Below are 24,648 nucleotides of genomic sequence, written 5' to 3'. Positions count from 1 at the left end.
GTCAACGGAGTAATCACCATGACAGCCACTACTTTACCTGCGCATTCCACTTCGCTGGCGCAGCGTGCTCATAACATTCGTCGACACGCATTACGCATGGGCCAGGTTCAGGGCCAGGGTTATGTCGGACAGGCGCTGGGCGCTGCGGACCTGCTCGCCGTGTCCTATTTTCACGCGCTGAACTATCGCCCTGAAGACCCTGAATGGGAACAGCGTGACCGCTTTTATCTGTCGATCGGCCACTACGCCATTGCGCTGTACGCGGCGCTGATCGAGGCCGACATCATCCCGCTCGATGAGCTGGAAACCTATGGCTCCGACGACAGCCGATTGCCCATGTCCGGAATGGCCACCTACACCCCCGGCATGGAAATCACCGGTGGCTCACTGGGTCACGGGCTGGGCATTGCCGTAGGGGCCTGTCTGGGTTTGAAACGCAAGAACTCGCGTTCTTTCGTCTACAACCTGCTGTCGGACGGCGAGCTGAATGAAGGCTCCACCTGGGAAGCGGCCATGTCCGCCTCGCACTGGAAGCTGGACAACCTGATCGCGATCATCGATGTGAACAACCAACAGGCCGATGGTCACTCCAGTGAGGTACTGGCTTTCGAACCCATTGTCGATCGCTGGCAGGCGTTTGGCTGGTTTACCCAACGGGTCGACGGCAACGATCTGGACGCGCTCGTCGCCGCCTTCGACAATGCGCGCCAGCACGACGGAACGCAGCCCAGGGTCATCATCTGCGACACCAAAATGGGCAAGGGCGTGGCGTTTCTGGAAACCCGTGAAAAGACCCACTTCATCCGTGTGGATGAGCACGAATGGGACATCGCACTGAATAACCTCGACGAGGGGAAAATCGTATGAGCTCTGCCAATCACACACCGTCTCCGTCCGTTGCCACGAAGAAAAAACTGACCACCTCGGCAATGATCGCGTCTATCGCGTCCGAGGGTCAGGCCACTCGCCCGGCTCCGTTCGGCCATGCATTGGCGGCGCTCGCGGAGCAACATCAGGATATCGTCGGGCTGTCGGCTGACCTGTCGAAATACACCGACCTGCACATCTTCGCCAAGGCGCATCCCGAACGTTTCTATCAAATGGGCATGGCCGAACAGTTGCTGATGAGCGCAGCGGCCGGCATGGCCAGGGAGGGTTTTGTACCTTTTGCGACCACTTATGCGGTGTTCGCCTCGCGTCGCGCTTACGACTTCATCTGCATGGCGATTGCCGAAGATAACCTCAACGTCAAAATCGTATGCGGTCTGCCGGGCCTGACCACAGGTTACGGGCCGAGCCATCAGGCCACCGACGACCTGGCGATCTTTCGCGCCATGCCCAATCTGATGATCGTCGACCCCTGTGATGCACTGGAAATAGAACAGGCGGTCCCTGCGATCGCAGCACATCAGGGCCCGGTGTACATGCGCCTGCTGCGCGGTAACGTGCCCTTGGTGCTGGACGAATACGGTTACACATTCGAGATCGGCAAAGCCAAGACACTGCGCACTGGCAACGACGTGCTGATCATTGCCACCGGCCTGATGACCATGCGTGCACTGGAAGCGGCCAAGCAGCTGCAGGCTGACGGTATCGACGTGGCAGTGTTGCACGTACCGACCATCAAACCGCTGGACGAACAGACCCTACTCGCTGAAGCCAGAAAGCCGGGCCGGCTGGTGGTGACGGCCGAAAACCATTCGGTCATTGGCGGGCTGGGCGAAGCAGTGGCGACGGTGCTGCTGCGCAATGGCGTGACGCCCACGTTCAGGCAGATCGCCCTGCCGGACGCTTTTCTCGACGCTGGAGCGCTGCCTACACTGCATGATCGTTATGGCATTTCCACGCCCGCCGTCTGTACGCAAATCAAGGCGTGGCTTTAAGCACTGACAGGCGCAGGGGCTTATCTCCCTGCGCCTCGGGAGCACGTATTGAACGCCGATGAATTACTGGACCCGGCCTATCGTTGGTTCATGGACGAGCCGTCGAGCAACTGGACGCTGCACACCCTTGCCGACATCAGGGCTCGCGTCAGCGCCTCATGGGCAACCGCCGCCACAAAGCGCGGCGAGCAACACTGGATCTCCTCCGATTCGGACAACGGCGTCAGGTTATGTCTTTATCGTCCGGACCTTTCGCTCTCTCACTCTGGACTCCCCGTCATCCTGTATATCCACGGGGGCGGCTTTGTACTGGGCAGCCCGGAGATGGCCGATGACTACCTCGCAACGCTGGCCGTCGAGCTCCAGGCAATCGTCATTGCCGTCGACTACCGGCTTGCACCCGAGCATCCATTCCCGATCCCGCTGGAGGACTGTTACGCAGCGCTGGAGTGGATATTGAGCAACGGGCTGACGCAGGGCATGGACACCCGCAACCTGGTGATCATGGGTCACAGCGCCGGCGGCGGGCTTGCTGCCGCGCTCGCCCTGCTGGCAAGAAACAGAGGTCTGCGGACCATCGCCGGCCTGGTGCTGATCTACCCGATGCTGGATCACCGTACAGGCACACCCGACACTCCGTCAGCCAACCCGACTACCGGCACTTTCAGCTGGTCGCGTCAGGCCAATCATTTTTGCTGGGAATGCCTGCGCGGTGCCTACGCACTGGACGATGATCGCCAAGCCCTGTTCTCCCCCGCACTGGCCACCGACCTGAGCGATCTGCCGCCCACTTTCATCTGCGTTGGCGCACTCGATCTCTTTCTGGAAGAGGACCTGGCATTCGCGCTGACCCTGTCGCGCTCTGGGGTGCCGGTGGAATTGCATGTCTACCCAGGCGTGCCGCATATGTTCGATCAGTTGCCAGGCGAGCAGACAGCGCAGGCTACGCAAGATATTGCCCGGGCCGTGCGCAGGATGATCGCAGCAGGGTTATGCGACTAGAATGACGCGCATGTTGCGGTGATAATCGCGAGTGCCATTTCAATGATGCGCTGAATGTGCTTGGCTGAGAGGCTCCCGCAGGGTCACGGCCTCGCCTCTGCTCAGGAATGCACACCTTACGACTGGAAAAGGGACACGCCTTGATGCTCGCCACGAAACTTCACCTGCTGTGCGGCAAGATCGCATCCGGTAAATCGACACTGGCAAAATCAATCGCGACCGAGCATTCAGCGATCCTGCTCAGTGAAGATCAATGGCTCTCTCGGCTCTACCCTGACGAGATCAAATCAGTGGCGGACTACGTGCGTCTGGCCCATCGGATTCGCGACATCATCGGCCCTCTGGTCATCGACATGCTGAAGTCCGGTATGTGCGTGGTTCTGGATTTCCCAGCCAATACGCTTGCCGACCGCCAATGGCTTCGCAGCCTGGCTGAAGACGCTCAGGTTAAGCATCGACTGCACTATCTCGATGTGGAAGATGATATTTGCCTTGCCAGACTGCATGCTCGCAACGAAACAGCAGAGCATGACTTTGCGGCTACAGATGCGGAGTTCAGGCTGATCACGCGCTACTTCCAGACTCCACACACTGACGAGGGGCTGGATATCCTGGTTCACCGCCTGTCATTCATCAGAGGGCGCGTGGCGACGTCCTTCCAAGAGTCTGATTTCTGATGCTCCCGCAACAGGCACCCTGCGTAGCCGGTCGGCAAAGATCGGGACAAACGGATGCCTTAACGCCACTCCACAACGAAGCCTGCCATATGAACCTTCGGCCGATATGGCGCTCACTTTATAGGTTGCCTTGTCTCATTGCCGAAAGGAATTCGCATGCTTTCGACCTCACCATCGAACCCTCTTGCCAGCCCTGTCGAGCGTGAGCTCAGTCTGCGCGCGGTGATTACCGGGGTTGTGCTCGGTATCCTGTTGACGCCTTCCAATGTGTACGCCGGGTTGAAGATCGGCTGGTCGTTCAACATGTCAATCATTGCGCTGTTGATCGGTTATGCGATCTGGCAAGGGCTGTCGAAGCGCGCCTCCGGGCAGCTGCCGTGGACGCTGCATGAGAGCAACATCAATCAGACGGTCGCCTCGGCCGCTGCGTCGATCATTTCTGGCGGGCTGGTCGCGCCGATTCCGGCTTATACCTTGCTGACAGGCCAGCAATTGGACGCCATCCCGATGATCGCCTGGGTCTTTTCGGTGAGCTTTCTGGGGATCTGGATTGCCTGGTATTTGCGGCCGTCACTGCTCAATGACACATCGCTGAAGTTTCCCGAAGGCATGGCCACTCTGGAAACCCTCCTGCACATCTACAATCACGGCCGTGAAGCTGCGACGCGCCTCAAGGTGCTGCTCAGTACCGCGTTGCTGTCGGCGCTGGCCAAGTGGATCGACACGTTCGTATGGGCGTTCCCGCGCTGGTCGCCGAGCGCTCAGTTGGAGCGCCTGACCTTTACCGCGGACCCTTCGCTGTTGCTGGTGGGGTTCGGGGCGATTATCGGTATTCGCGTCGGCTTGACCCTGCTGATCGGTGCCGTGCTGGCCTGGGGTGGCCTGGCGCCGTGGCTGCTGGAACAGGGGCTGGTGACGTTGCCGTCCGACAGCAGCGGCCCGCAGTTCGCCGCGCTGGTGGAATGGTTGCTGTGGCCGGGCGTGAGCCTGATGGTCTGTTCGACGCTGGCTTCGCTGGCTATCCGCCTGTGGACACTGCACGCGTCTACCAAAGCCAGCGGCGGGACGCCCTGGTCAATGCCCAAGCCCGGGCCGGCCGCCGGTTTTGCGCTGGCGATCCTGTTGGTGGTCAGCCTGCAGGCGCTGTTGTTCGGTATCAATCTGTGGATGGCATTGCTGACCATTCCTCTGGCGATCTGCCTGGCGGCCGTGGCGGCTCGTGTGGTCGGTGCCACGGGTATCCCGCCCATCGGCGCAATCGGGCAGTTATCGCAACTGAGCTTCGGTATCGTCGCGCCCGGTCAGGTGCCGATCAACCTGATGAGCGCCAACACCGCAGGCGGTTCAGCCGGGCAATGCACCGATTTGATGAACGACTTCAAGGTAGGCCGGGCGATCGGCGCCACGCCGCGCAAACAATTGATCGCCCAGACACTGGGGATTTTCGTCGGCAGTATCGTCGGGGTCCTGGCTTATATGGCGCTGATCCCGGACCCGCAATCGATGCTGCTCACCGAGGAGTGGCCAGCCCCGGCGGTGGCGACCTGGAAGGCTGTGGCGCAGACCCTGACGCACGGTCTGGATTCGCTGTCGGCAAGCATCCGCTGGGCGATTTTCATCGGCGGTCTGGCCGGCTTGCTGCTGGGCATCCTCGACAGCACACTACCTGCGTATCGCGCCCGGTACTTGCCCAGCGCCGCAGCCCTGGGCCTGGCCTTCGTGCTGCCCGCCTCGGTGTCGTTGATGATGGCGCTCGGTGCGGTGCTCACCTGGCTGGTGAACTGTCGCTGGCCGTCACTTACCGAACGCTTCGCCATCACTGCGGCGGCAGGCCTGATTGCCGGCGAGAGCATTACCGGCGTCGGTGCGTCGTTGTGGCAAATGGTTCAGAACGGCGGGTAGTCGCATGCATGGCGCGACAGGCAAACTGCTATGATTCGCGCCTGTGCAAGCGAGTTGAAGAACATGAATCGTCGCAAGAAAATCCAGCAGTTGCTGAAAGCTCATGCCAAAAAAGCCAGCGCCAAACTGGCCCCGCAGAGTAAGACCAAATACATCAGCAAGGCCGACCGCGTGAAGCTGGCGGCCGAAGCGGATCAGGAATCCAACAGCCAGTCCGAAGGCTGACCCGCCACGTGAGCACCATCGTGCGACGCAGAGCGTCGAGACCTGCATTCCCACGCTGGAGCGTGCGGAACGATCATCGCAACTATCGTGCGACGCTCTGCGTCGTATGCCTTTCCGGACGCTCCGCGTCCTCTTGCGACGCAGAGCGTCGAGAACTGCATTCCCACGCTGGAGCGTGAGGAACGATCATCGCAACTATCGTACGACGCTCTGCGTCGTATGCCTTTCTGGACGCTCCGCGTCCTCTTGCGACGCAGAGCATCTAGAACTGCATCTACACGCTGAAGCGTGAGGAACGATCATCGCAACTATCGTACGACGCTCTGCGTCGTATGCCTTTCTGGACGCTCCGCGTCCTCTTGCGACGCAGAGCGTCGAGAACTGCATCTACAGGCTGAAGCGTGAGGAACGATCAGCCCGAGTATCGTGCGCTGCAAGCGCTTCAGGCACGGCGGTTACTTGGCAAAGGAATATTCCCCGCCCTGCTCCAAAGCCTTGCGGTACGCAGGTCTGCCCTGCAGCCTTTCAACCCACGCGGTCACGTTCGGGTACGGCTGCAGCATTCCCTGAGCCTTGGCAAACTCGCCGATAAAGCTCATCTGAATGTCCGCACCACTCAGCTCATCGCCAAGCAGATACGGCGTCAGACCCAGGGCTTCGTTCAGATAGCCCAGGTAGTTGGCCAGCTCCGACTGGATACGCGGATGCAATGGCGCACCCGCGTCACCCAGGCGCCCGACGTACAGGTTGAGCATCAGCGGCAGAATCGCCGAGCCTTCAGCGAAGTGCAGCCATTGCACGTACTCGTCGTAGGTAGCGCTGGCCGGGTCCGGCTGCAGACGACCGTCGCCATGACGGCGAATCAGGTAGTCGACAATGGCACCGGACTCGATGACGACATGCGGGCCATCTTCGATGACAGGTGATTTGCCCAGCGGATGTACGGCCTTGAGCTCGGGTGGCGCAAGGTTGGTTTTCGGGTCGCGCTGATAACGTTTGATTTCGTAGGGCAGGTCGAGCTCTTCGAGCAGCCACAGAATACGCTGCGAACGTGAGTTGTTGAGGTGATGGACAGTGATCATGTGAGGCTCCGCCGGGTGAGAGTGTCTAAAAAAGACTGCGCTACTACCCCGGAGTGCCCTGAAATGATTTTACTTCGATGAACGTAACGAATTCATTCAGGTGCTTCTGTCACTCGAGGCGCCCGCCGCTTCGCCACGAAGCTCGCGCTCCACTGCCGCTTTATCAATAACCGACCAGACGCCGATGATCTTGCCGTCAGCAAAGGTATAGAACACGTTTTCGCTGAAGGTGATGCGTTGGCCACGCGCCTCCAGCCCGAGAAAACGCCCTTGCGGCGAGCAGTTGAAGAGCAGACGGGCGGCAATCTGTGGCGCTTCGACCACCAGCAGGTCGATATTGAAACGCAGGTCGGGAATGATCCTGACGTCGTTTTCCAGCATCGCCCGGTAACCGGCCAGACTGATCCGCTCGCCGTTGTAGTGCACACCGTCGTCGACGAAATTGCCCAGGTCCTGCCAGCGACGCTCGTTGAGACAGGCGATGTAGGCACGGTACTGCTCGGCCAGGTTCATGTTGCGCCCTCTTTTTCAAAAGATACCGACGCAGCCTCGTTGAAAAGGCCGCACACCTCTGCTGTCTTACTGTAGCGCTTATGAGCGGCGCAGAGAGAGAGAGTAATGACAGCAGCGCATGTGCCAGATAAAAACTGCTTGGAAATCAATGAAAAGCATTTTTACCAGTCAAAAAAACTGAATTTCATTGACAGCGAAAGGGGGAAACAGGGGCGTTTATGACAAGGAAAAGTTAATCGTTTCAGCAGCCTCAAGCTCAAGGCTTTCGCCAGGAAAACAATCCTGAGCAGGTTTGTAGGGAACTAGCACGGCCGACATCGCCCTAAGCGTGACATCCATGTACTGGCGCAACGCTGGTTTCAAGCCAAGGACTTCAGATTCATGTCTTCAAGTAGCACCTCAGCAGCGGCGGGCCAGCAAGGCCGGCAACGCGCTTCATCGAATCGACTCATCTTTATCTCTGTGCTTGTGGCGACCATGGGCGCACTGGCGTTCGGGTATGACACTGGCATCATCGCCGGTGCCCTGCCGTTCATGACACTGCCCGCCGATCAGGGCGGGCTGGGTCTGGATGCTTACAGCGAAGGGATGGTCACCGCGTCACTGATTGTCGGCGCCGCGTTCGGCTCGCTTGCCAGTGGTTATATTTCCGACCGCTTCGGACGCCGCCTCACCTTACGCCTGCTGTCAGTGCTCTTTATTGCGGGCGCACTGGGCACTGCTATTGCGCCGTCCATTCCGTTCATGATCGCAGCGCGCTTCCTGCTGGGTATCGCAGTGGGCGGCGGCTCTGCAACAGTGCCGGTGTTCATCGCCGAGATCGCAGGTCCGTCACGGCGTGCGCGGCTGGTCAGCCGTAACGAACTGATGATCGTCAGCGGCCAGCTGCTCGCCTATGTGCTGAGTGCGGTCATGGCGGCCTTGCTGCATACGCCGGGGATCTGGCGTTACATGTTGGCCGTCGCCATGGTGCCAGGGGTGTTGCTGCTGGTTGGTACGTTCTTCGTACCTGCGTCGCCGCGCTGGCTGGCCTCCAAAGGCCGTTTCGACGAAGCGCAGGACGTGCTGGAGCAACTGCGCCCCAGCAAACAGGACGCGCAGCGTGAAGTCGACGAGATGAAGGCGCAGGACGAAGAAGCTCGCCATCGCCCGAAAGCAAGAGAATTGCTGCGTCAGCGCTGGGTCATCAAGTTGTTGCTGATCGGTGTAGGGCTGGGCTTCACCGCGCAGTTCACGGGGGTGAACGCGTTTATGTACTACACGCCGATCATTCTCAAGAACACCGGGATGGGCACTAACGCTGCGTTGACCGCGACGATCGGCAACGGTGTGGTATCAGTCATCGCGACCTTGCTGGGCATCTGGGCCATCGGCCGCTACGGGCGCCGGCATTTGCTGATGACCGGTCTGGTCATCGTCATTCTGATGCAGGCAGCGCTCGGTTGCGTGTTGCAGTTCATGCCGCAGAACATGACCCAGAGCTACACCGCCCTCGCCTGCATTCTGGTGTTTCTGCTGTTCATGCAGATGTGCATCTCGCCGGTTTACTGGCTGCTGATGTCAGAACTGTTCCCCATGCAGGTACGCGGCTTGCTGACCGGCACGGCGGTATCGATGCAGTGGCTGTTCAACGCATCGGTAGCGTTCACATTCCCGATTGCGGTCGATACCATCGGCAACCCGACGTTCTTCATCTTCGCCGCCATCAACATTGGCTCGTTGATTTTCGTGTTCCTGTGCCTGCCGGAAACCAAGGGCAAGTCACTGGAGCAAATCGAAAAACATTTGAAGAAAGAGCTGTAATGGGCGCCTGTCCACTGAACCTCAACTAAAGGAATAGCGATGCCCACGACCGAGCCAGCCACCGTGACCTTCACCAGTGCCATCCCGATCCTGCGGATATTCGATGAACGCAAGGCGCGTGAGTTTTACATCGACTTTCTCGGTTTCAGCATTGAATTCGAGCACCGCTTCGAAGCGGATCTGCCGTTGTATCTGGGCATCAGCCGTAATGGGCTGAACCTGCACCTTTCCGAACATCACGGTGATGCCTGTCCAGGTGCGGCGGTGTTCATCCCGACGCAGAACATCGAGCAATTGCGCGATGAACTGATCGGCAAGCAGTATGGCTACGCCCGCCCGGACATCGTTCAGCAAGGCTGGGGAAAGACACTGGAAGTCTGCGACCCGTTCGGTAACCGGCTCAGGTTCTGCGAGAGCTGAGAACCCTGCATTGATGTCAGCCGCGCGGCGCTACATTCGCCCTGCGGCTGACATGACCTATCTTTGTGCACGCAGACACATTCAAGCGCAAACATGACGCATGACTGCAGCGCAACGCCCCGCCAATAGCCAGTAACCCCACCGTAAATCGTCCTCCGGCTGACCTTGGCCCGTAACGTGCAAACGCGTCAGCTCATCTTGTATACATGAATGAACACCACCATGACCGCACTCGATATCCCTGAACTTCAGTCGGCGCTCCGCTCGGGCGAAACCACGCTGACGACACTGGTGCAGAACCTGACCGCGCACATTGATGCGGATGACCGGGCAGAGGTCTGGATTCATCGCGTCCCGCTGCCACAGCTTGTCGAGCGGGCACAGGCGCTGGAGAGTATCGCCGAACAACTGGGCGATGCGCTGTATGACCGGTTGCCGCTGTTCGGCGTGCCCTTTGCGGTCAAGGACAATTTCGACGTAGCGCAGATGCCCACCACGGCTGCCTGCCCGGCGTACGCCTACGTGCCCGAGGACAGTGCTCACGTTGTGCAACTGCTGCTCGACAGCGGCGCGATCCTGATGGGCAAGACCAATCTCGATCAATTCGCCACTGGCCTGGTGGGCGTCCGTTCACCCTACGGCGCAGTGCGCAATGCGCATGATCCGGCCTACGTCAGCGGCGGTTCGAGTTCCGGCTCGGCAGTGGCAGTAGCGCGTGGCTACGTCAGTTTTGCACTGGGCACGGACACCGCAGGTTCAGGCCGCGTGCCAGCCGGCTTCAACGGCATCGTCGGCCTCAAGCCCAGCCTTGGTCTGTTCAGCAGCCGCGGTGTCGTACCTGCCTGCCGCACGCTAGACTGCCCATCCATCTTTGCCAACGATGTGATGCAAGCCTGGCAGGTCGCGCAGGTCATTGCAGCTTACGACCCGCTGGATGCGTCCAGTGCGGCCGTGCAGGCATTGCCGGTACAGCGCAGGGTTCGGCGTGTCGCCGTCGCGCGGTACTGCGAGTTTTTCGGTGACGAGCAGGCAAAGGCGGCTTACCTCAAAACGCTGGAAGCCCTGCAAAACGACCCGCTGGTGACGGTCAGCGCTATCGAGTTCGACGTGTTCGCCGAGGCGGCTGCCCTGCTGTACCAGGGCCCGTGGGTGGCGGAACGCCGCGCTGCCATCGGCGAATTCTTCGCCAGCAACGCGGCCGACATTCATCCCGTGGTGCGCGGCATTGTGCAGAGCGCGGATTCATTCGACGCCGTGGACACGTTCAACGCCCGCTATCGCCTGGCAGAACTGACCCGCGCTGCGCAGCAGTTGCTGACCGACATCGACGTGCTGGTGGTGCCGACCGCGCCGTGCATGCCGACCATCGAAGCGGTGCTCGGCAATCCGGTCGAGCTCAACTCGCAGCTTGGCTATTACACCAACTTCGTCAACCTGATGAACATGTGCGCCATCGCCATCCCGGCAGATCGCCGCGCGGACGGACTGCCTGCGGGCATCACGCTGATTGGCCCGGCCGGTGCCGATCAGCGCCTGGCGGAGATCGCCGCTGCCTGGCAGCCGCTGTTCGGCCAGGCTGACCAGCGTGACGCCGTGGCGATGGCTCCCCTGCCCTATAACAGCCCGACCGTGCAGGTTGCAGTGGTCGGTGCACACCTCGTTGGCCAGCCACTCAACTGGCAATTGCTCGAAGGTGGCGCGCGCCTGCTGCGCACCACAACCACCAGCGCGGATTACCGCCTGTATGCGCTGGCAGCAACGACACCGCCGAAACCGGGACTGGTGCGCGTCGCTGAACAGGGCGCGAGCATCGAGATAGAAGTCTGGGAAATGCCGCTGAGCCAGTTCGGCGCCTTCGTCGCAGCCATTCCCGCACCACTGGGCATCGGCTCGCTGCAATTGGCCGACGGCCAGTGGGTCAAGGGTTTCATCTGTGAGCCTGGCGGCCTTGAAGGCGCGTTGGACATCACCGATTACAAAGGCTGGCGCGCCTACCGCGCCGCGCACACATCTTCCATCGCTCAATGACCCGAGGTAGCACACATGTCGAATGTTGATCGTCGCAGTTTCATCAAGTTGGCGGGCATTATCGGCCTGAGCGCAGCGCTGCCTTTCGGTCGCGCCTATTCAGCCGATGCGCCGTTGGTAGTGGGTTTTATCTACGTCGGCGCTCGTGACGACTTTGGTTACAACCAGGCCCACGCTCAGGCAGCGGCCATCATCAAGACGCTGCCCAACGTCAAAGTGATCGAGGAAGAAAACGTTCCGGAAACCGTGGCCGTACAGAAGACCATGGAAGCCATGATCCGTCAGGACGGCGCCACGTTGATTTTCCCCACCTCGTTCGGCTATTTCGAACCGCACGTGGTCAAGGTCGCCAAAAAGTACCCGGACGTCCGTTTCGCGCACTGCGGCGGTCTCTGGCAGAAAGGTCGCGACCCGATGAACGCGGGTAGCTTTTTCGGGTACATCGACGAAGCGCAATACCTCAACGGCGTGATCGCCGGGCACATGAGCAAGAGCAAAAAGCTCGGTTTCGTCGCCGCCAAACCTGTGCCGCAAGTGCTGCGCAACCTGAACGCGTTCGCCATGGGAGCCCGCTCGGTCGACCCGAGCATCGTCACCACGGTGATCTTCACCGGTGACTGGTCGCTGCCGGTCAAGGAAGCAGAAGCTGCCAACGGCCTGATCGACCAGGGTTGTGACGTGCTGACCTGCCATGTCGACGGGCCCAAGGTGATTGTCGAGACAGCTGAAAAACGCGGTGTGATGACCTGTGGCTATCACGCCAGCCAGGCTGCGCTGGCGCCCAAGGGCTACCTGACCGGTGCCGAATGGAACTGGGAGACGCCTTATCGTGCTCACGTCGCGGCAGCCCAGAGCGGCGCGCCGATGATCAACTTCCTGCGCGGCGGGCTGAAGGAAGGCTTCGTCAAAACGTCCGCCTACGGGCCTGCGGTAACAGCCGACGCCAAACAGAAAGCGGATGCCATCAAGGCGCAGATGATGGCCGGTCAGTTCGTGATTTTCAAAGGCCCGCTCAAGGACAACAAGGGCAACGTGGTGATTGCCGATGGTGTTGCACAAGGCCAGACCGACATTGCGCTGGAGAGCATGAATTACCTGGTCGAAGGCGTGCTTGGCCAGATCTGAGGAACGTTCATGAGTTCATCGATAAGTCTGCGCCGCCTGGCCAGCGCGCTGTTGCCAGGGTTGCCTACAGTGCTGGCAGTGTTTTCCTCGTGCGTGCTGTTCGGGCTGTTTCTGGCGGTTCAGGGCAAGCCTGCCTGGCAGGCGCTGCACTTGGTCGGCGAAGGCGCGTTCGGCTCGTGGTTCGCCCTGGAAAACACCTTGCAACGCGCCGCGCCGCTAATGCTGACCGCGCTGTGCGTCGCCCTGCCCGCGCGAGCCGGGCTGATCATCATCGGCGGTGAAGGTGCGCTGGTACTGGGCGGCCTGGCTGCCGCAGTGACACCCTTGTGGCTCAGCCATCTGCCAGCCGGTTTGATGCTTGCCTGCATGGCCGTCGCGGCAATGACCGTGGGCGCACTGTGGATCGGTCTGAGTGGCTGGATGCGCCAGCGTCGCGGGGTCAATGAAACGATCAGCAGCCTGCTGCTTTCGTACATCGCCCTGGCACTGTTCCGGCAGTTGGTGGAAGGCCCTCTGCGCGACCCGGCAAGCCTGAACAAGCCTTCGACGCCGCCGCTGGACGATGCCTACATGATCGGCACGATCAGCGACAGTTTCGAGGTGCACTGGGGACTGGTGGCGGGCGTCGTCGCCTGCCTGCTGGCGTATGTGCTGGTGCGCCACAGCGTCAAGGGGTTTGCCCTCGCCGTGGTCGGCGGCAACGTGCGTACCGCGCTGATGATCGGCTTGCCCGTGGACCGGCTGATCATGCTCAGTTGCCTGCTGGGCGGTGCGGCGGCGGGTCTGGCCGGCATGTTCGAGGTCACCGCAGTGCAAGGCAGCGCCAACGCCGCGCTGATCGCAGGCTATGGCACCAGCGGCATCCTCGTGGCTTTCGCCGCTCGCCATCATCCGCTGGCAATTATCGTCTGCGCCATCCTGCTTGGCGGGCTGGAGGCCAGTGGCGGACTGCTGCAACGACGACTCGGTCTGCCAGACGCCACCACGCTGATTCTTGAAGGTCTGCTGTTCACCAATCTGCTGCTCTGGGAAGCCCTGGGTGGGCGTATCGCCGCCTGGAAGATCAGGCTGACGGCGTCACCCGCGTCACTCGACAAGGGAGCACTGCAACATGGCTGATATCGACCTGACTACCTTTCTCCTCGCCCTGCTGGCCGGCGCTATCCGCGTCGGCACACCTTTTCTGTTCGTCAGCCTGGGCGAATGCCTGACCGAGAAGAGCGGCCGGATCAACCTGGGACTGGAGGGCATTCTGGTGGCTGGCGCCATGTCCGGATATGCCATCGCGTGCCTGAGCGGATCGGCATGGCTGGGGGTGGGCGCGGCTGCAGGGGTCGGCATTCTGCTGGGCCTGCTGCATGGGCTGGCGTGCTCGTTGCCAAGGGTCAACGACATCGCGTTCGGCATCGCGCTGATTCTGCTCGGCACCGGCCTGGCGTTCTTTCTCGGCAAAGCCTTTATCCAGCCACAGGCGCCCATGCTGCCTTCACTGGCGCTGGGAGCCTGGAGCAGCGAAGAACGCGTGCGCTCGGCGCTGAACATCAATGTGCTGTTCTTCGTCGGTGCAGCCCTGGCGTTCGTTCTGCACTGGGGGCTGCGCACCACGCGCTGGGGGCTGATGCTGCGTCTGGTCGGCGACCACGCTGAAACCGCTCAGGCGCTGGGCTATCGACCGCTCAAGGTACGCATTGTGGCCACTGCGGTGGGTGGTGGGCTGGCCGGTATCGGCGGTGCCTATCTGTCGCTCTACTACCCCGGCAGCTGGAACGAAGGGCTGTCCAGCGGTCAGGGACTGATGGCCGTGGCGCTGGTGATCTTTGCCCGCTGGCGCCCGTTGGCGTGTCTGTGGGCGTCGTTGCTGTTCGGCGCTGCCGGTGCCATCGGCCCGGCCCTGCAAGCGGTCGGTATCAGCACCGGCTACTACCTGTTTGCCGCAGCACCTTATGCGCTGACGCTGGTGGTGATGTACGCCACCTGCCGCCGTGGTCGCACTCTGAATGGCGCGCCGGGCGAACTCAGCCTGACGCGATGAACTGATCTTTTCGAGGAGACATTGCATGGCCAGTGGTCTTGGTGGTTTGAACAAGTCGCCCAAGGGCGTGGTGATCGGCCTGGCGCAACTGGCGTTGCCCGATCCGCATACGCGCGAGGCGCTGTGGGCGCAGACGCAGAAAGTGGTCGGCATGGTTGCCAAAGCGCGACGCAGCAACCCGGGCATGGACCTGATCGTATTTCCCGAATACTCGCTGCACGGCCTGTCGATGAGCACGGCGCCGGAGATCATGTGCAGCCTCGACGGCCCGGAAGTCCTTGCGCTGCGCGAGGCGTGCAAGACGCACCGGATATGGGGCTGCTTCTCGATCATGGAAGCCAACCCGCACGGTAACCCGTTCAACAGCGGCCTGATCGTCGATGACCTCGGGGACATCCGCCTGTACTACCGCAAGCTGCACCCGTGGGTGCCGGTCGAACCGTGGGAGCCGGGCGATCTGGGTATTCCGGTCTGCGACGGACCGCGCGGCAGCAAGCTGGCGCTGATCATCTGCCACGACGGCATGTTCCCGGAAATGGCCCGCGAGTGCGCCTACAAGGGCGCCGACATCATGCTGCGCACAGCGGGTTACACCGCACCGATCCGCCACTCGTGGAAGATCACCAATCAGAGCAACGCCTTCACCAACCTGATGCAGACCGCAAGCGTCTGCATGTGCGGCTCCGACGGCACGTTCGACTCCATGGGCGAAGCGATGTTTGTCGACTTCGACGGTACGATCATGGCTGAAGGGGGTGGCCGGGCCGACGAAATCGTCTGCTGCGAACTGCGCCCCGACCTGGTCCGCGAAGCCCGTGTGCACTGGGGCGTGGAGAACAACATCTATCAATTCGGGCATCGCGGCTATGTGGCGGTCAAGGGCGGCGCACGCGACTGTCCCTACACCTACATGCACGATCTGAGCGCAGGCCAGTACCGTCTGCCGTGGGAAAACGATGTCGTGCATACCGATGGCAGCTCGTGCGGGTTCGCGGCCCCCGAGCGCGACTTCAAACCTACCCCCAGCAGTTGGGAGGAGTAATGCCATGAGTGAACGTCATATTGCATCGGCGCCCTACCCCTGGCCCTGGAACGGCCAATTGCATGCGCACAACACAGCCTTGATCGTGATCGACATGCAGACCGATTTCTGCGGCGTCGGCGGCTACGTGGACAGCATGGGTTACGACCTGGCACTGACCCGTGCGCCCATCGAGCCGATCAAGGCGTTGCTCGCCGCGATGCGCCCGCTGGGCTTCACCATCATCCATACCCGCGAAGGCCATCGCCCAGACCTCAGCGACTTGCCCGCCAACAAACGCTGGCGTTCGCAGCGCATCGGCGCGGGAATCGGCGACCCAGGTCCGTGCGGCAAGATTCTGGTACGTGGCGAGCCGGGCTGGGAAATCATCGACGAGCTGGCACCGCTGCCCGGCGAAATCGTGCTCGACAAGCCCGGCAAAGGCTCCTTTTGCGCCACCGATCTGGAACTGATTCTGCGCACTCGCGGCATCGACAATCTGATCCTGACCGGCATCACCACCGACGTCTGCGTGCACACCACCATGCGCGAAGCCAATGACCGTGGCTTCGAGTGCCTGCTGCTGGAAGACTGCTGCGGGGCGACCGACCCTGGCAATCATGCGGCGGCCCTGAGCATGGTCAAAATGCAGGGTGGCGTGTTCGGCGCAGTCGGCCATTCCTCAATGCTTCGCGACCTGTTGGGAGCATGAACATGCGCGCCCCGAGCCTTGAGACGATTGGTGCCAGCAAGCATTTCGGAGCGTTTCGCGCACTCGACGAGGTGTCCTTCAAGGTCCGCGCCGGCACCGTCCACGCCCTGCTCGGCGAGAACGGCGCCGGCAAGAGTACGCTGGTCAAAGGCATCATCGGCTACAGCCCGCTGCAGTCGGGCAGCATTCTGATCGACAACCGCGAACACGAGATTCGCACCCCGCGCGACTCTCATCAGTTGCAGATCGGCATGGTGTATCAGCACTTCACCGTCGCGCCGGGCCTGAGCGTGGCGGAAAACCTGGTGCTGTCGCGTGGCGATCTGCCGTGGCGTATCGACTGGGCCTGCGAGCACCAGCGTCTGGAAGCGTTCATGGCAAAAATGCCTTTTCGGCTGGACATCCATCGTCCGGTCAGCAGCCTGGCGGCCGGCGAAAAGCAGAAACTGGAAATCCTCAAACAGCTGTATCTGGAGCGTCGACTGGTCATTCTCGACGAACCCACCTCGGTGCTCACGCCACAGGAAGCCGACGAAGTGCTGGGGCTGATGCAGGCGATGGCGCATCGTGGCGAACTGACCGTCTTGATGATCACGCACAAATTTCGCGAAGTCAGCACCTACGCCGATGACGTCACCGTTTTGCGCAAAGGCCGCTGGGTGGGCAGTGCAGCAGTGGCTGACACCACCACACAACAGATGGCAGCGTGGATGATGGGCAACGCACAGGTGCGCGGAGTGAGCACCGAGCGCCCAGCGATGGCGGCTCGCCCGCCGCAGTTGCAGGTGACAGGCCTGGAGGTGCCTGGCGACAAAGGCACGCTGGCGGTGAAAAACCTGTCTCTGGCCGTTCACCCGGGTGAGATCGTCGGGGTTGCAGGTATCTCCGGCAACGGTCAGCGCGAACTGACCGAAGCGCTGCTAGGCCAGCGAGCCTTCAGCGCCGGGCAGATAGCGGTCGACGGTCAGCCTTACCACGCGCGGCGTGAACAGATGCAACGCCTGCGCGTGTTCAGCCTGCCCGAAGAGCCCCTGCGCAACGCCTGCATCGGCACGTTCAGCGTGGCTGACAACCTGGCCCTGCGCAATTTCGACCAGCCGCCGCTCTGCCGTCAGGGCTGGCGCCTGGATCGTCGCGCCGCAGGTGTGCAAGCACGCAGCCTGATTGAGCAGTTTCAGGTATCGCCCAACGATCCGAACCGGCCCATCGGCACTTTGTCAGGGGGCAACGTGCAGCGCGCTGTACTGGCCCGAGAGCTGACCCACGACGTCGCGGTACTGATCGTCGCCAACCCGGTATTCGGTCTGGACTTCGCCAGTGTCGCGCTCATTCACCAGCGCCTGATCGACGCTCGCAACAGCAGCACAGCGGTCCTGCTGCTCAGTGAGGACCTCGACGAACTGCTGAGCCTGGCAGACCGCATCGTGGTTATCCACGACGGCGAGCTGGTGTTTGAAACCAGTGCAGCGGACGCTGACCGTACCGAGCTGGGCCGACACATGGCCGGTGCCGAGCATCTCGCGGGGCAACCGGCATGATCAAGGTCAATGCGCGCCCTGACAGCTTCGCCTTCGACACGTCCCGGACCGCTGTGGTGATCATCGACATGCAGCGCGATTTTCTCGAACCCGGCGGCTTTGGTGCCGCACTGGGCAACGACGTCGCACCGTTGCAAGCCATCGTACCGTCCGTGCAACGCCTGCTGACGCTGGCCCGCGATGAAGGCATTGCAGTGATCCATACCCGCGAATCACACCGCCCGGACCTTGCCGATTGCCCGCAAGCCAAACGTGACCATGGCTCACCGGGCCTGCGCATCGGCGATCCTGGTCCGATGGGACGCATCCTGATTCGCGGCGAACCCGGCAATCAGATTATCGACACCCTGGCGCCGCTCGCTGGCGAGTGGGTCATCGACAAACCCGGCAAAGGCATGTTCTTCGCCACGGATCTGCAGCCGCGGCTGACCGACGCCGGGATCACCCATTTGATCTTTGCAGGCGTCACCACCGAAGTCTGCGTGCAGACCAGCATGCGTGAAGCCAATGACCGGGGTTATCGCTGCCTGCTGATCGAGGACGCGACCGAAAGCTACTTCCCCGCATTCAAACGGGCCACGCTGGAGATGATCACCGCACAAGGCGGGATTGTTGGCCGCGTCGCCTCACTGACGGACCTGGAGCAGGCGCTGCAGACAAGGAGTACACATTGATGGACATCAACCTCCCCCACGTGGTCGCTGAAGTGACCCACGCCTTTCACGACTACGAACGCGCCCTGCTGGCCAATGAACTGACCACGCTGGATGCATATTTCTGGGATTCCGAACAGACCGTCCGCTACGGCGTCGCGGAGAACCTGCATGGCGCCGACACGATTGCGCGCTATCGGCGCCAGTGCCAGCCGGTCGGACCGGGCCGCATGCTGCTGCGTACCGTGGTGAGCACCTTCGGTGAAGACTTCGCCACGGTCAGTACCGAGTTTCACGATGGCGTCACCCAGCGCCTCGGTCGGCAGATGCAGACCTGGGCGCGACTGGAGGGCGGCTGGAAAGTCGTTGCTGCACATGTCAGCATTGACCTGAGCAGCCTGGAGCCACGCCCTTGAATTCCCCGAACACCACCAACGCACTGGCAGAAGACGTCTATCGGCGGCTCAAGCAGGAGATTTTCGACTTCTATCTGCTGCCTTATGACCGGTTCACCGAAACCCAGCTGGCCGACCGTTATCAGGTCTCGCGAACACCGGTGCGTGACGCACTCTACCGCCTCCAGCGCGAAGGCTACCTGGACGTCGAGTTCCGACGTGGCTGGTCAGTCAAGCCTCTGGATTTCAACCAGATCGACCAACTCTACGATCTGCGCATCGTGCTGGAGTGCGCGGCGGTCGAGCGCATTTGTGCATCCGCCGAGGTGCATCCGGAACTCACTATTCTGCGCCAGCACTGGTTGGTCGATCGCGACCGCTGGCAGATAGACATGCAAGTGGTCGCCGACCTCGATGAGCAGTTTCACACCCAACTGGTGGCGGCGTCAGGCAACCTGGAAATGGCCCGCATCCATCAGGAAGTGACCGAGCGCATCCGTATTGTGCGCCGCCTGGACTTCTTCAAAAGCGCCCGTATCGAACATACCTACCTCGAACACGCCGCAATCCTCAATGCCCTTCAGGCGCGCAAACGCGACGAAGCATTATTGCTGCTGCGCTCCCATGTAGAGATCAGCAAACTGGAAGTACGCAAACTGACGATTTCCATGCTCAGTGATGCACGACGGCGGTATGAGGCGTGAGGTTTCATGCCCAATTTCAAGGCAGACAAACCATTGCGTGAGCGCAAATCATCGCGCCTGTTAATCGTCAGTCCGTCGATGAGGGTACTGCTGTTCAGATTTCAGCACACAACCGGGGCGTTGGCCGGCGACAATTATTGGGCAACACCTGGAGGGGGCGTAGAGGACGGCGAAACTTTCGAGGCCGCCGCCCTGCGTGAACTGCGCGAAGAAACCGGCATCAGGGTCAATTCGGTTGCCGGGCATGTTGCCAACAGACGTTTTCCGATGCTCCTCCCTGATGGTGAAACCGTACTCGCCGTTGAGCGGTATTACGTTGTGCACACAGAGCGTCAGATAGTCTCTCGATCAGAATGGACGCTGCAGGAAACTCAGGTCATGACAGAGCATCATTGGTGGTCCGCCAATGAACTGAACTCGACAATGGAAATCATCAAGCCCGATAACCTAGTGAGAGTACTCGAGAAAGCGGGTGTCTTTAAAACTCAGCGCTAGCAGCATCGTAATGCCACAACGGGTATGACTGCGAACGACTCCCTCAACTTCTCTGCACGGGCCATTCATATAAACAAGCCAACTTCGACTATCTGCCTTGCACTATCTCTCGGCAGTAGGGCTAGCACTCCATCCGGACATCCACTCTTCCATGCAACCTTTTGAAACCCGCCCTGTCGTAAACATTAGTGCGTAATAGCACTTAGGCATCAGCAAGAACTCACTGTATTAAACATGAGCCGTAACAGCAGGTGCGATCCGCAGCTGACTGAGGGGCACGTTATCCAGTAGGTCACTCGTCGCTTCGACCAAACGTCTTTTAGCAACATCAAGTCTGTACGTGGTGCTGGCTGAAAAAAATCAGCTGAACCCGTCAGACGATCTCTTAGCGCAGCTGGAAGAGGTCCACGGAACGCGTCCACGGCTTATGCGCTGCCGAACAGGATCCGGACTACATGCATGCCATTCAGGAATAGCGATCGATGAACCCTCAGGGCTATGAGCACGACCACGTCATACCAAAGAATATTGAAGATGTTGCCAAGGTATTGCAGGCCGCTGCTCACTCCGCCTCGTGTAACGCCGCTTTGCTGATGGTATCCAGCGCTACAGGCTGGGAGCAGTTGGTCAGCGTTGGTCAAAGCCAGACCAAGGCGGACGAAGCATGGTTAAGGATGATCTCATCGTATGGAGACGTGGTGCTGGTCGGTCAGGACAGCCCGGCGAAGGCAATCGAAGCGAATGGCTCAGGGCCTACCCTGATCTACGTCGCGATTCGTGGCTTCAGGCATGAGTTGCTGGGCGCGATGTTGTTGAGCAACAGCGATGACGCAACAGTGCTGAGCGCAGCGCAACGTTATGCGCTGCAGGCCCAGGCTGTTCATATTCGTACTTACCTGCAACCGGGACGTGATCCCGAAGCCAATAACCCGCTGGTCACCTCGTTCGAACGCCTGCGCTTGCTTGAATCGGTTGTCATCAACGCCAATGACGCGATTCTTATCACCGAAGCGGAACCCATCGATCTGCCCGGCCCGCGTATCGTCTATTGCAACCCTGCGTTTCTGGCAATAACCGGTTTCACGGAAGACGAAGTCATAGGTCGCACGCCACGGATTCTGCAGTGTGAGGACACCAGTCGGGCAACGCTGGACGTTATTCGCGAGGCACTCAGTCACTGGCGACCGGTTGAAGTCGAACTGCTCAACACCCGCAAGGATGGCAGCCAGTTCTGGGTCGAGCTGAGCATTGTGCCGGTGGCCAACGAAAAAGGCTGGTTCACTCATTGGGTATCCGTGCAGCGCGATATCACCGAGCGCAAGGAGTCCCAGCAACTGGCTCAGCGAGCTCGGCTGGAGTGGGAGGAAAAGCTTGCGTTACAGAGCCGGCTGGAGGAACGCGAGCGTATTTCCGAAGAGCTGACCTATATCGCTTTTCACGATGAGCTGACCTCACTGTTCAACCGCGCTTACCTGATGAACGAATTGACCACGGCCTTTGTAACCCGTGACTCTCGTTACGAACGGGCAACGGTACTCTTTCTGGACCTGGACGGCTTCAAGGTGGTCAACGACAGCATGGGGCACCTGGCCGGTGACAAGTTGCTCAAGGCGGTCGCGAACCGATTGCAGACCTGCGTTCGCTCGAATGACGTTTTGGCGCGAATCGGCGGCGACGAATTTGCAATTCTGCTGATGGGAAAGGATCAGCCGGAGACTGCCGTAAAAATGGCTGAACGTATCGTCAGTCAATTGCACACGGCAATACAGATCGAAGGCCAGGACATTTTCATCTCGTGCAGCATCGGCATTGTCACCGCAGGTGAAAGCCATACCAAGCCCGAAGAGTTACTGCGTGACGCCGATGTCGCCATGTATTCCGCAAAAAAACAGGGCAGAGGACGCTGGAACATCTTCAACGCCTCGATGCGCGAGGCGGCCATCGACACGCTGGTGATTCAGAATGCATTGCGCCAGGCACTGGAAAACAAGGATTTCCTGGTTTTTTATCAGCCGATCTACAGCGGCGACTGTGAGCATCTGGTGGGAGCCGAAGCCCTGGTCAGATGGAACCACGCCACCATGGGCATCATTTCCCCCGATGCGTTTATCCCGATTGCCGAAGACCTCGGGATCATTCATGAGTTGGGGGCCTGGGTGATGCATCAGGCCTGTAGCGAAGTGCAGGCCTGGCGCAAGCAGTTCCCTCACCTGGACCTGAGGCTCAATGTCAATGTGTCCGGAAAAGAGTTGAGCCATCCCGGGTTCGTCGATCAGGTGACACGGATCATCGCCTCCACCGGCCTGCCTGCGGGCCAGCTGCAGATCGAGGTCACCGAATCGGTGTTTCTCTATCAGCCTGACGCGATCGCGGAGATTCTCCGACAGATCAGGCAGCTCGGCGTGAGAGTAGCGCTGGATGACTTCGGTACGGGTTACAGCTCGCTCGGCTACATCGACCGTTACCCGATCGATGCCGTGAAGATCGATCGCTCCTTCGTGTCCCGAATGATGACGTATGAGCGCAGCGAAGCCATTGTCAGCAGCATCCTGTCGCTGGGCCGAGCACTGGACCTGGATATCACGGCGGAAGGTGTGGAGACAGCGGAACAATACAACCTGCTGCGCAAAATGGGCTGCCCTTACTTTCAGGGTTATCTGTTGAACAGGCCGATGCGCTCAGAGGCACTGTTGCATATCATTAAGTCCGCAGCCGAATGCACTGCCTGATTTACGCCGACGTTGATGGGCCGGAATGATTCCCGGCCCTCCCGCAGGGCTTCACGTCAGCCAGTGCCACAGCAGCAATGTCCCGATCAGCCCGACCACCGAAACGATGGTCTGCAACACCGACCAGACCCAAATGGTTTGCTTGAGTTGCAGGCCGAAGTATTCGCGGACCATCCAGAAGCCTGCATCGTTGACGTGGCAGAAGAACACCGAACCGGCACCGATCACCAGCGCCACCAGTGAGGCCTGCACCGGCGCAAGCCCGGCCATCATCGGCGCGAGTATGCCTGCGGTCGTGGTGGTCGCCACGGTCGCGGAACCAGTGGCCTGACGCAGTGCCACGGCAATCAGCCAGGCGAGCAGCAGATAAGGCATGTGCGCACCTTCCGCCACTTTGCTGATGGTCTGGCTGACTCCCGCATCCAGCAACGTCTGCTTGAGGCCGCCACCCGCGCCGATGGTCAGCAACAGTACCGCGATGGGCGCGAGGCTTTTGCGCAATGTACCGCCGACGTGTTCACGGGAAAGCCCGTTGGCCCAGCCCAGACAAACCGTAGCAGCCAGCACCGCTATACCCAGCGCTACCAGCGGCTCACCGAGAAACTTCAAGGTCAGCGCGATGTTGCTTTCAGGCTCCAGGGCGATCTTGGCAAAGGTGCTGCCGAGCATGAGGATCACCGGCAAAAGGATGATCAGCAGCGAGATGCCGAACCCTGGCTGGCGACTGGTTTCAGGCTTGGCACTGAACAATTCACCGAGCTCGGCTGGCTCTGCAACGTGCATGCGTCCGGACAGCCAGTTGCCGTACAAGGGACCAGCGAGAATCACCGCCGGCACGGCAATGCACAACCCCAACAGCATGGTCAGCCCCAGATCGGCATGCAACGCGCTGACCGCAATCAACGGGCCGGGATGCGGGGGCATCAAAGCGTGCAAGGTGGTCATACCCGCCAGTGCCGGAATCGCGATTTTCAGCAGCGGCTGACCGGACTGACGCGCCATGACGAAGATGATCGGCACCATCAGCACCAGACCGACTTCAAAGAACAGCGGCAAGCCGATGACCATCGCCACCAGCGCCATTATCCAGGGCAACATGCGGCCCTTGCCCAGCCTGAGCAAGGTGGAGGCAATACGATCCGCCGCCCCCGACTCGGCCATCAACGCGCCAAGCATTGCCCCTAGCGCGATGATGATTCCGGCCTCGCCAAGAATGCTGCCTGCGCCTTTACTAAAGGCTTTTGCGACAGCCTCGGCTGGCAAACCCGCGCCGATACCGGCGATGAACGTGCCGACGAGAATGGAGAGAAAAGGTGGCAACCGGGTAGCGCTGATCAGCACGATGATCGTGGCAATGGCAATCAGGCAGCAGATAATCAGACGGGTGTCGTGAAACACCCAGGCAGCAGACGACAAATCCAACGCAGACCTCCTGGCATTCGTTTTTTCAGGACGCATTTCAGCGCGCACCCCGAGAGAGTCAGAAACAATTAGTTTCAATTGACCGAACGATACCGGAATGCGACATCGCGTCGCAGTTAATATTTGCCAAACCGCTCAGATACTTGGGCGCTGCACGGGGAGTCATGCGCGCGTTTTTTCCTGGAGGTATAGTGCCCGTGCAACCAGTGCTCGGTGCCTGCGGTCCAACTCACTGCACCCATTGTCCAACCGGCATTGCGTCACACATTATCTGATCAGAGCCGCGA

General features: G+C 60.4%; 23 protein-coding genes. 20 read left to right on the top strand and 3 right to left on the bottom strand.

The features are described 5' to 3' along the window. The first annotated feature begins 18 nt into the window (after window positions 1-18). From PI739_RS01605 to PI739_RS01580, 6 genes are all read left to right on the top strand, one after another. The gene (locus tag PI739_RS01605) at window positions 19-867 is read left to right on the top strand and encodes a transketolase (RefSeq protein WP_080479461.1); all 849 of its coding nucleotides are present in this window, start codon (window positions 19-21) and stop codon (window positions 865-867) included. Beyond that, window positions 864-1,883 carry a transketolase family protein gene (locus PI739_RS01600; RefSeq protein ID WP_054080710.1) on the top strand — a complete coding sequence of 340 codons (1,020 nt, stop codon included), beginning with the start codon at window positions 864-866 and terminating at the stop codon, window positions 1,881-1,883. Before PI739_RS01605 ends, PI739_RS01600 begins: the two co-directional genes overlap by 4 nt. Before the next feature lie 48 nt (window positions 1,884-1,931). Continuing rightward, window positions 1,932-2,885 (top strand): alpha/beta hydrolase, encoded by a 954-nt coding sequence (locus PI739_RS01595; protein WP_271351447.1) that lies wholly within the window; start codon window positions 1,932-1,934, stop codon window positions 2,883-2,885. A gap of 143 nt (window positions 2,886-3,028) precedes the next feature. Beyond that, entirely contained in the window at window positions 3,029-3,562 is a 534-nt protein-coding gene (locus PI739_RS01590) for a P-loop nucleotide/nucleoside kinase family protein (RefSeq protein WP_072365592.1), read from the top strand. Between the two features lie 156 nt (window positions 3,563-3,718). Beyond that, on the top strand, window positions 3,719-5,464 hold the full coding sequence (locus PI739_RS01585) for an OPT family oligopeptide transporter (protein ID WP_003433497.1): 1,746 nt from the start codon (window positions 3,719-3,721) through the stop codon (window positions 5,462-5,464). Window positions 5,465-5,527: 63 nt separating this feature from the next. Next, window positions 5,528-5,689 (top strand): DUF2986 domain-containing protein, encoded by a 162-nt coding sequence (locus PI739_RS01580; RefSeq protein WP_074805663.1) that lies wholly within the window; start codon window positions 5,528-5,530, stop codon window positions 5,687-5,689. Window positions 5,690-6,144: 455 nt separating this feature from the next. On the opposite strand, the gene PI739_RS01575 is transcribed toward PI739_RS01580, so the two are convergent. Continuing rightward, a complete protein-coding gene (locus tag PI739_RS01575) occupies window positions 6,145-6,771 on the bottom strand; it encodes a glutathione S-transferase family protein (RefSeq protein WP_003339874.1) in 627 nt (208 codons plus the stop codon). Between the two features lie 96 nt (window positions 6,772-6,867). After that, window positions 6,868-7,284, bottom strand: a complete 417-nt coding sequence (locus PI739_RS01570; RefSeq protein ID WP_054080706.1) for an ester cyclase — start codon at window positions 7,282-7,284, stop codon at window positions 6,868-6,870. Window positions 7,285-7,665: 381 nt separating this feature from the next. On the opposite strand from PI739_RS01570, the gene PI739_RS01565 reads away from it, so the two are divergent. The 14 genes from PI739_RS01565 (at window position 7,666) to PI739_RS01500 (ending at window position 22,939) form a co-directional block, all read left to right on the top strand. Then, entirely contained in the window at window positions 7,666-9,087 is a 1,422-nt protein-coding gene (locus PI739_RS01565) for a sugar porter family MFS transporter (protein WP_032609497.1), read from the top strand. Between the two features lie 39 nt (window positions 9,088-9,126). Then, window positions 9,127-9,507 (top strand): glyoxalase superfamily protein, encoded by a 381-nt coding sequence (locus tag PI739_RS01560; RefSeq protein WP_054080705.1) that lies wholly within the window; start codon window positions 9,127-9,129, stop codon window positions 9,505-9,507. Between the two features lie 222 nt (window positions 9,508-9,729). Next, on the top strand, window positions 9,730-11,535 hold the full coding sequence (gene atzF, locus PI739_RS01555; protein WP_054080704.1) for an allophanate hydrolase: 1,806 nt from the start codon (window positions 9,730-9,732) through the stop codon (window positions 11,533-11,535). 15 nt (window positions 11,536-11,550) lie between these two features. Continuing rightward, a complete protein-coding gene (locus tag PI739_RS01550) occupies window positions 11,551-12,660 on the top strand; it encodes a BMP family ABC transporter substrate-binding protein (protein WP_003433508.1) in 1,110 nt (369 codons plus the stop codon). Window positions 12,661-12,669: 9 nt separating this feature from the next. Beyond that, window positions 12,670-13,779, top strand: a complete 1,110-nt coding sequence (locus PI739_RS01545; RefSeq protein WP_003433510.1) for an ABC transporter permease — start codon at window positions 12,670-12,672, stop codon at window positions 13,777-13,779. Further along, on the top strand, window positions 13,772-14,692 hold the full coding sequence (locus PI739_RS01540) for an ABC transporter permease (RefSeq protein ID WP_046719875.1): 921 nt from the start codon (window positions 13,772-13,774) through the stop codon (window positions 14,690-14,692). Before PI739_RS01545 ends, PI739_RS01540 begins: the two co-directional genes overlap by 8 nt. Before the next feature lie 25 nt (window positions 14,693-14,717). Further along, window positions 14,718-15,734, top strand: coding sequence for a formamidase (locus tag PI739_RS01535; RefSeq protein ID WP_003365213.1), 1,017 nt, complete (start codon window positions 14,718-14,720; stop codon window positions 15,732-15,734). Between the two features lie 4 nt (window positions 15,735-15,738). After that, entirely contained in the window at window positions 15,739-16,425 is a 687-nt protein-coding gene (gene biuH / locus PI739_RS01530) for a biuret amidohydrolase (protein WP_003365215.1), read from the top strand. Continuing rightward, window positions 16,422-17,963, top strand: coding sequence for an ABC transporter ATP-binding protein (locus PI739_RS01525; protein WP_187598567.1), 1,542 nt, complete (start codon window positions 16,422-16,424; stop codon window positions 17,961-17,963). The genes biuH and PI739_RS01525 overlap by 4 nt, the downstream gene beginning before the upstream one ends. Then, window positions 17,960-18,637: a cysteine hydrolase family protein gene (locus PI739_RS01520; protein ID WP_054080702.1), complete on the top strand. Its 678-nt coding sequence runs from the start codon at window positions 17,960-17,962 to the stop codon at window positions 18,635-18,637. Before PI739_RS01525 ends, PI739_RS01520 begins: the two co-directional genes overlap by 4 nt. Then, window positions 18,637-19,032: an oxalurate catabolism protein HpxZ gene (gene hpxZ, locus PI739_RS01515; protein WP_054080701.1), complete on the top strand. Its 396-nt coding sequence runs from the start codon at window positions 18,637-18,639 to the stop codon at window positions 19,030-19,032. Before PI739_RS01520 ends, hpxZ begins: the two co-directional genes overlap by 1 nt. Further along, on the top strand, window positions 19,029-19,715 hold the full coding sequence (locus PI739_RS01510) for a GntR family transcriptional regulator (protein WP_003365220.1): 687 nt from the start codon (window positions 19,029-19,031) through the stop codon (window positions 19,713-19,715). The genes hpxZ and PI739_RS01510 overlap by 4 nt, the downstream gene beginning before the upstream one ends. A 6-nt stretch (window positions 19,716-19,721) precedes the next feature. Further along, on the top strand, window positions 19,722-20,210 hold the full coding sequence (locus PI739_RS01505; RefSeq protein ID WP_080377280.1) for an NUDIX hydrolase: 489 nt from the start codon (window positions 19,722-19,724) through the stop codon (window positions 20,208-20,210). A gap of 482 nt (window positions 20,211-20,692) precedes the next feature. Next, window positions 20,693-22,939 (top strand): putative bifunctional diguanylate cyclase/phosphodiesterase, encoded by a 2,247-nt coding sequence (locus PI739_RS01500; protein ID WP_003433529.1) that lies wholly within the window; start codon window positions 20,693-20,695, stop codon window positions 22,937-22,939. A gap of 51 nt (window positions 22,940-22,990) precedes the next feature. Here PI739_RS01500 and PI739_RS01495 read toward each other — a convergent pair whose 3' ends face one another. Further along, window positions 22,991-24,361 (bottom strand): GntT/GntP/DsdX family permease, encoded by a 1,371-nt coding sequence (locus PI739_RS01495; protein WP_060708740.1) that lies wholly within the window; start codon window positions 24,359-24,361, stop codon window positions 22,991-22,993. Window positions 24,362-24,648: the final 287 nt, after the last annotated feature.

Source organism: Pseudomonas cerasi (assembly GCF_027983475.1).
Taxonomy (GTDB): Bacteria; Pseudomonadota; Gammaproteobacteria; order Pseudomonadales; family Pseudomonadaceae; genus Aquipseudomonas; species Aquipseudomonas cerasi.
The sequence above is the reverse complement of the archived record's forward strand: the minus strand, read 5'-3'. Positions and strand labels throughout refer to the sequence as shown.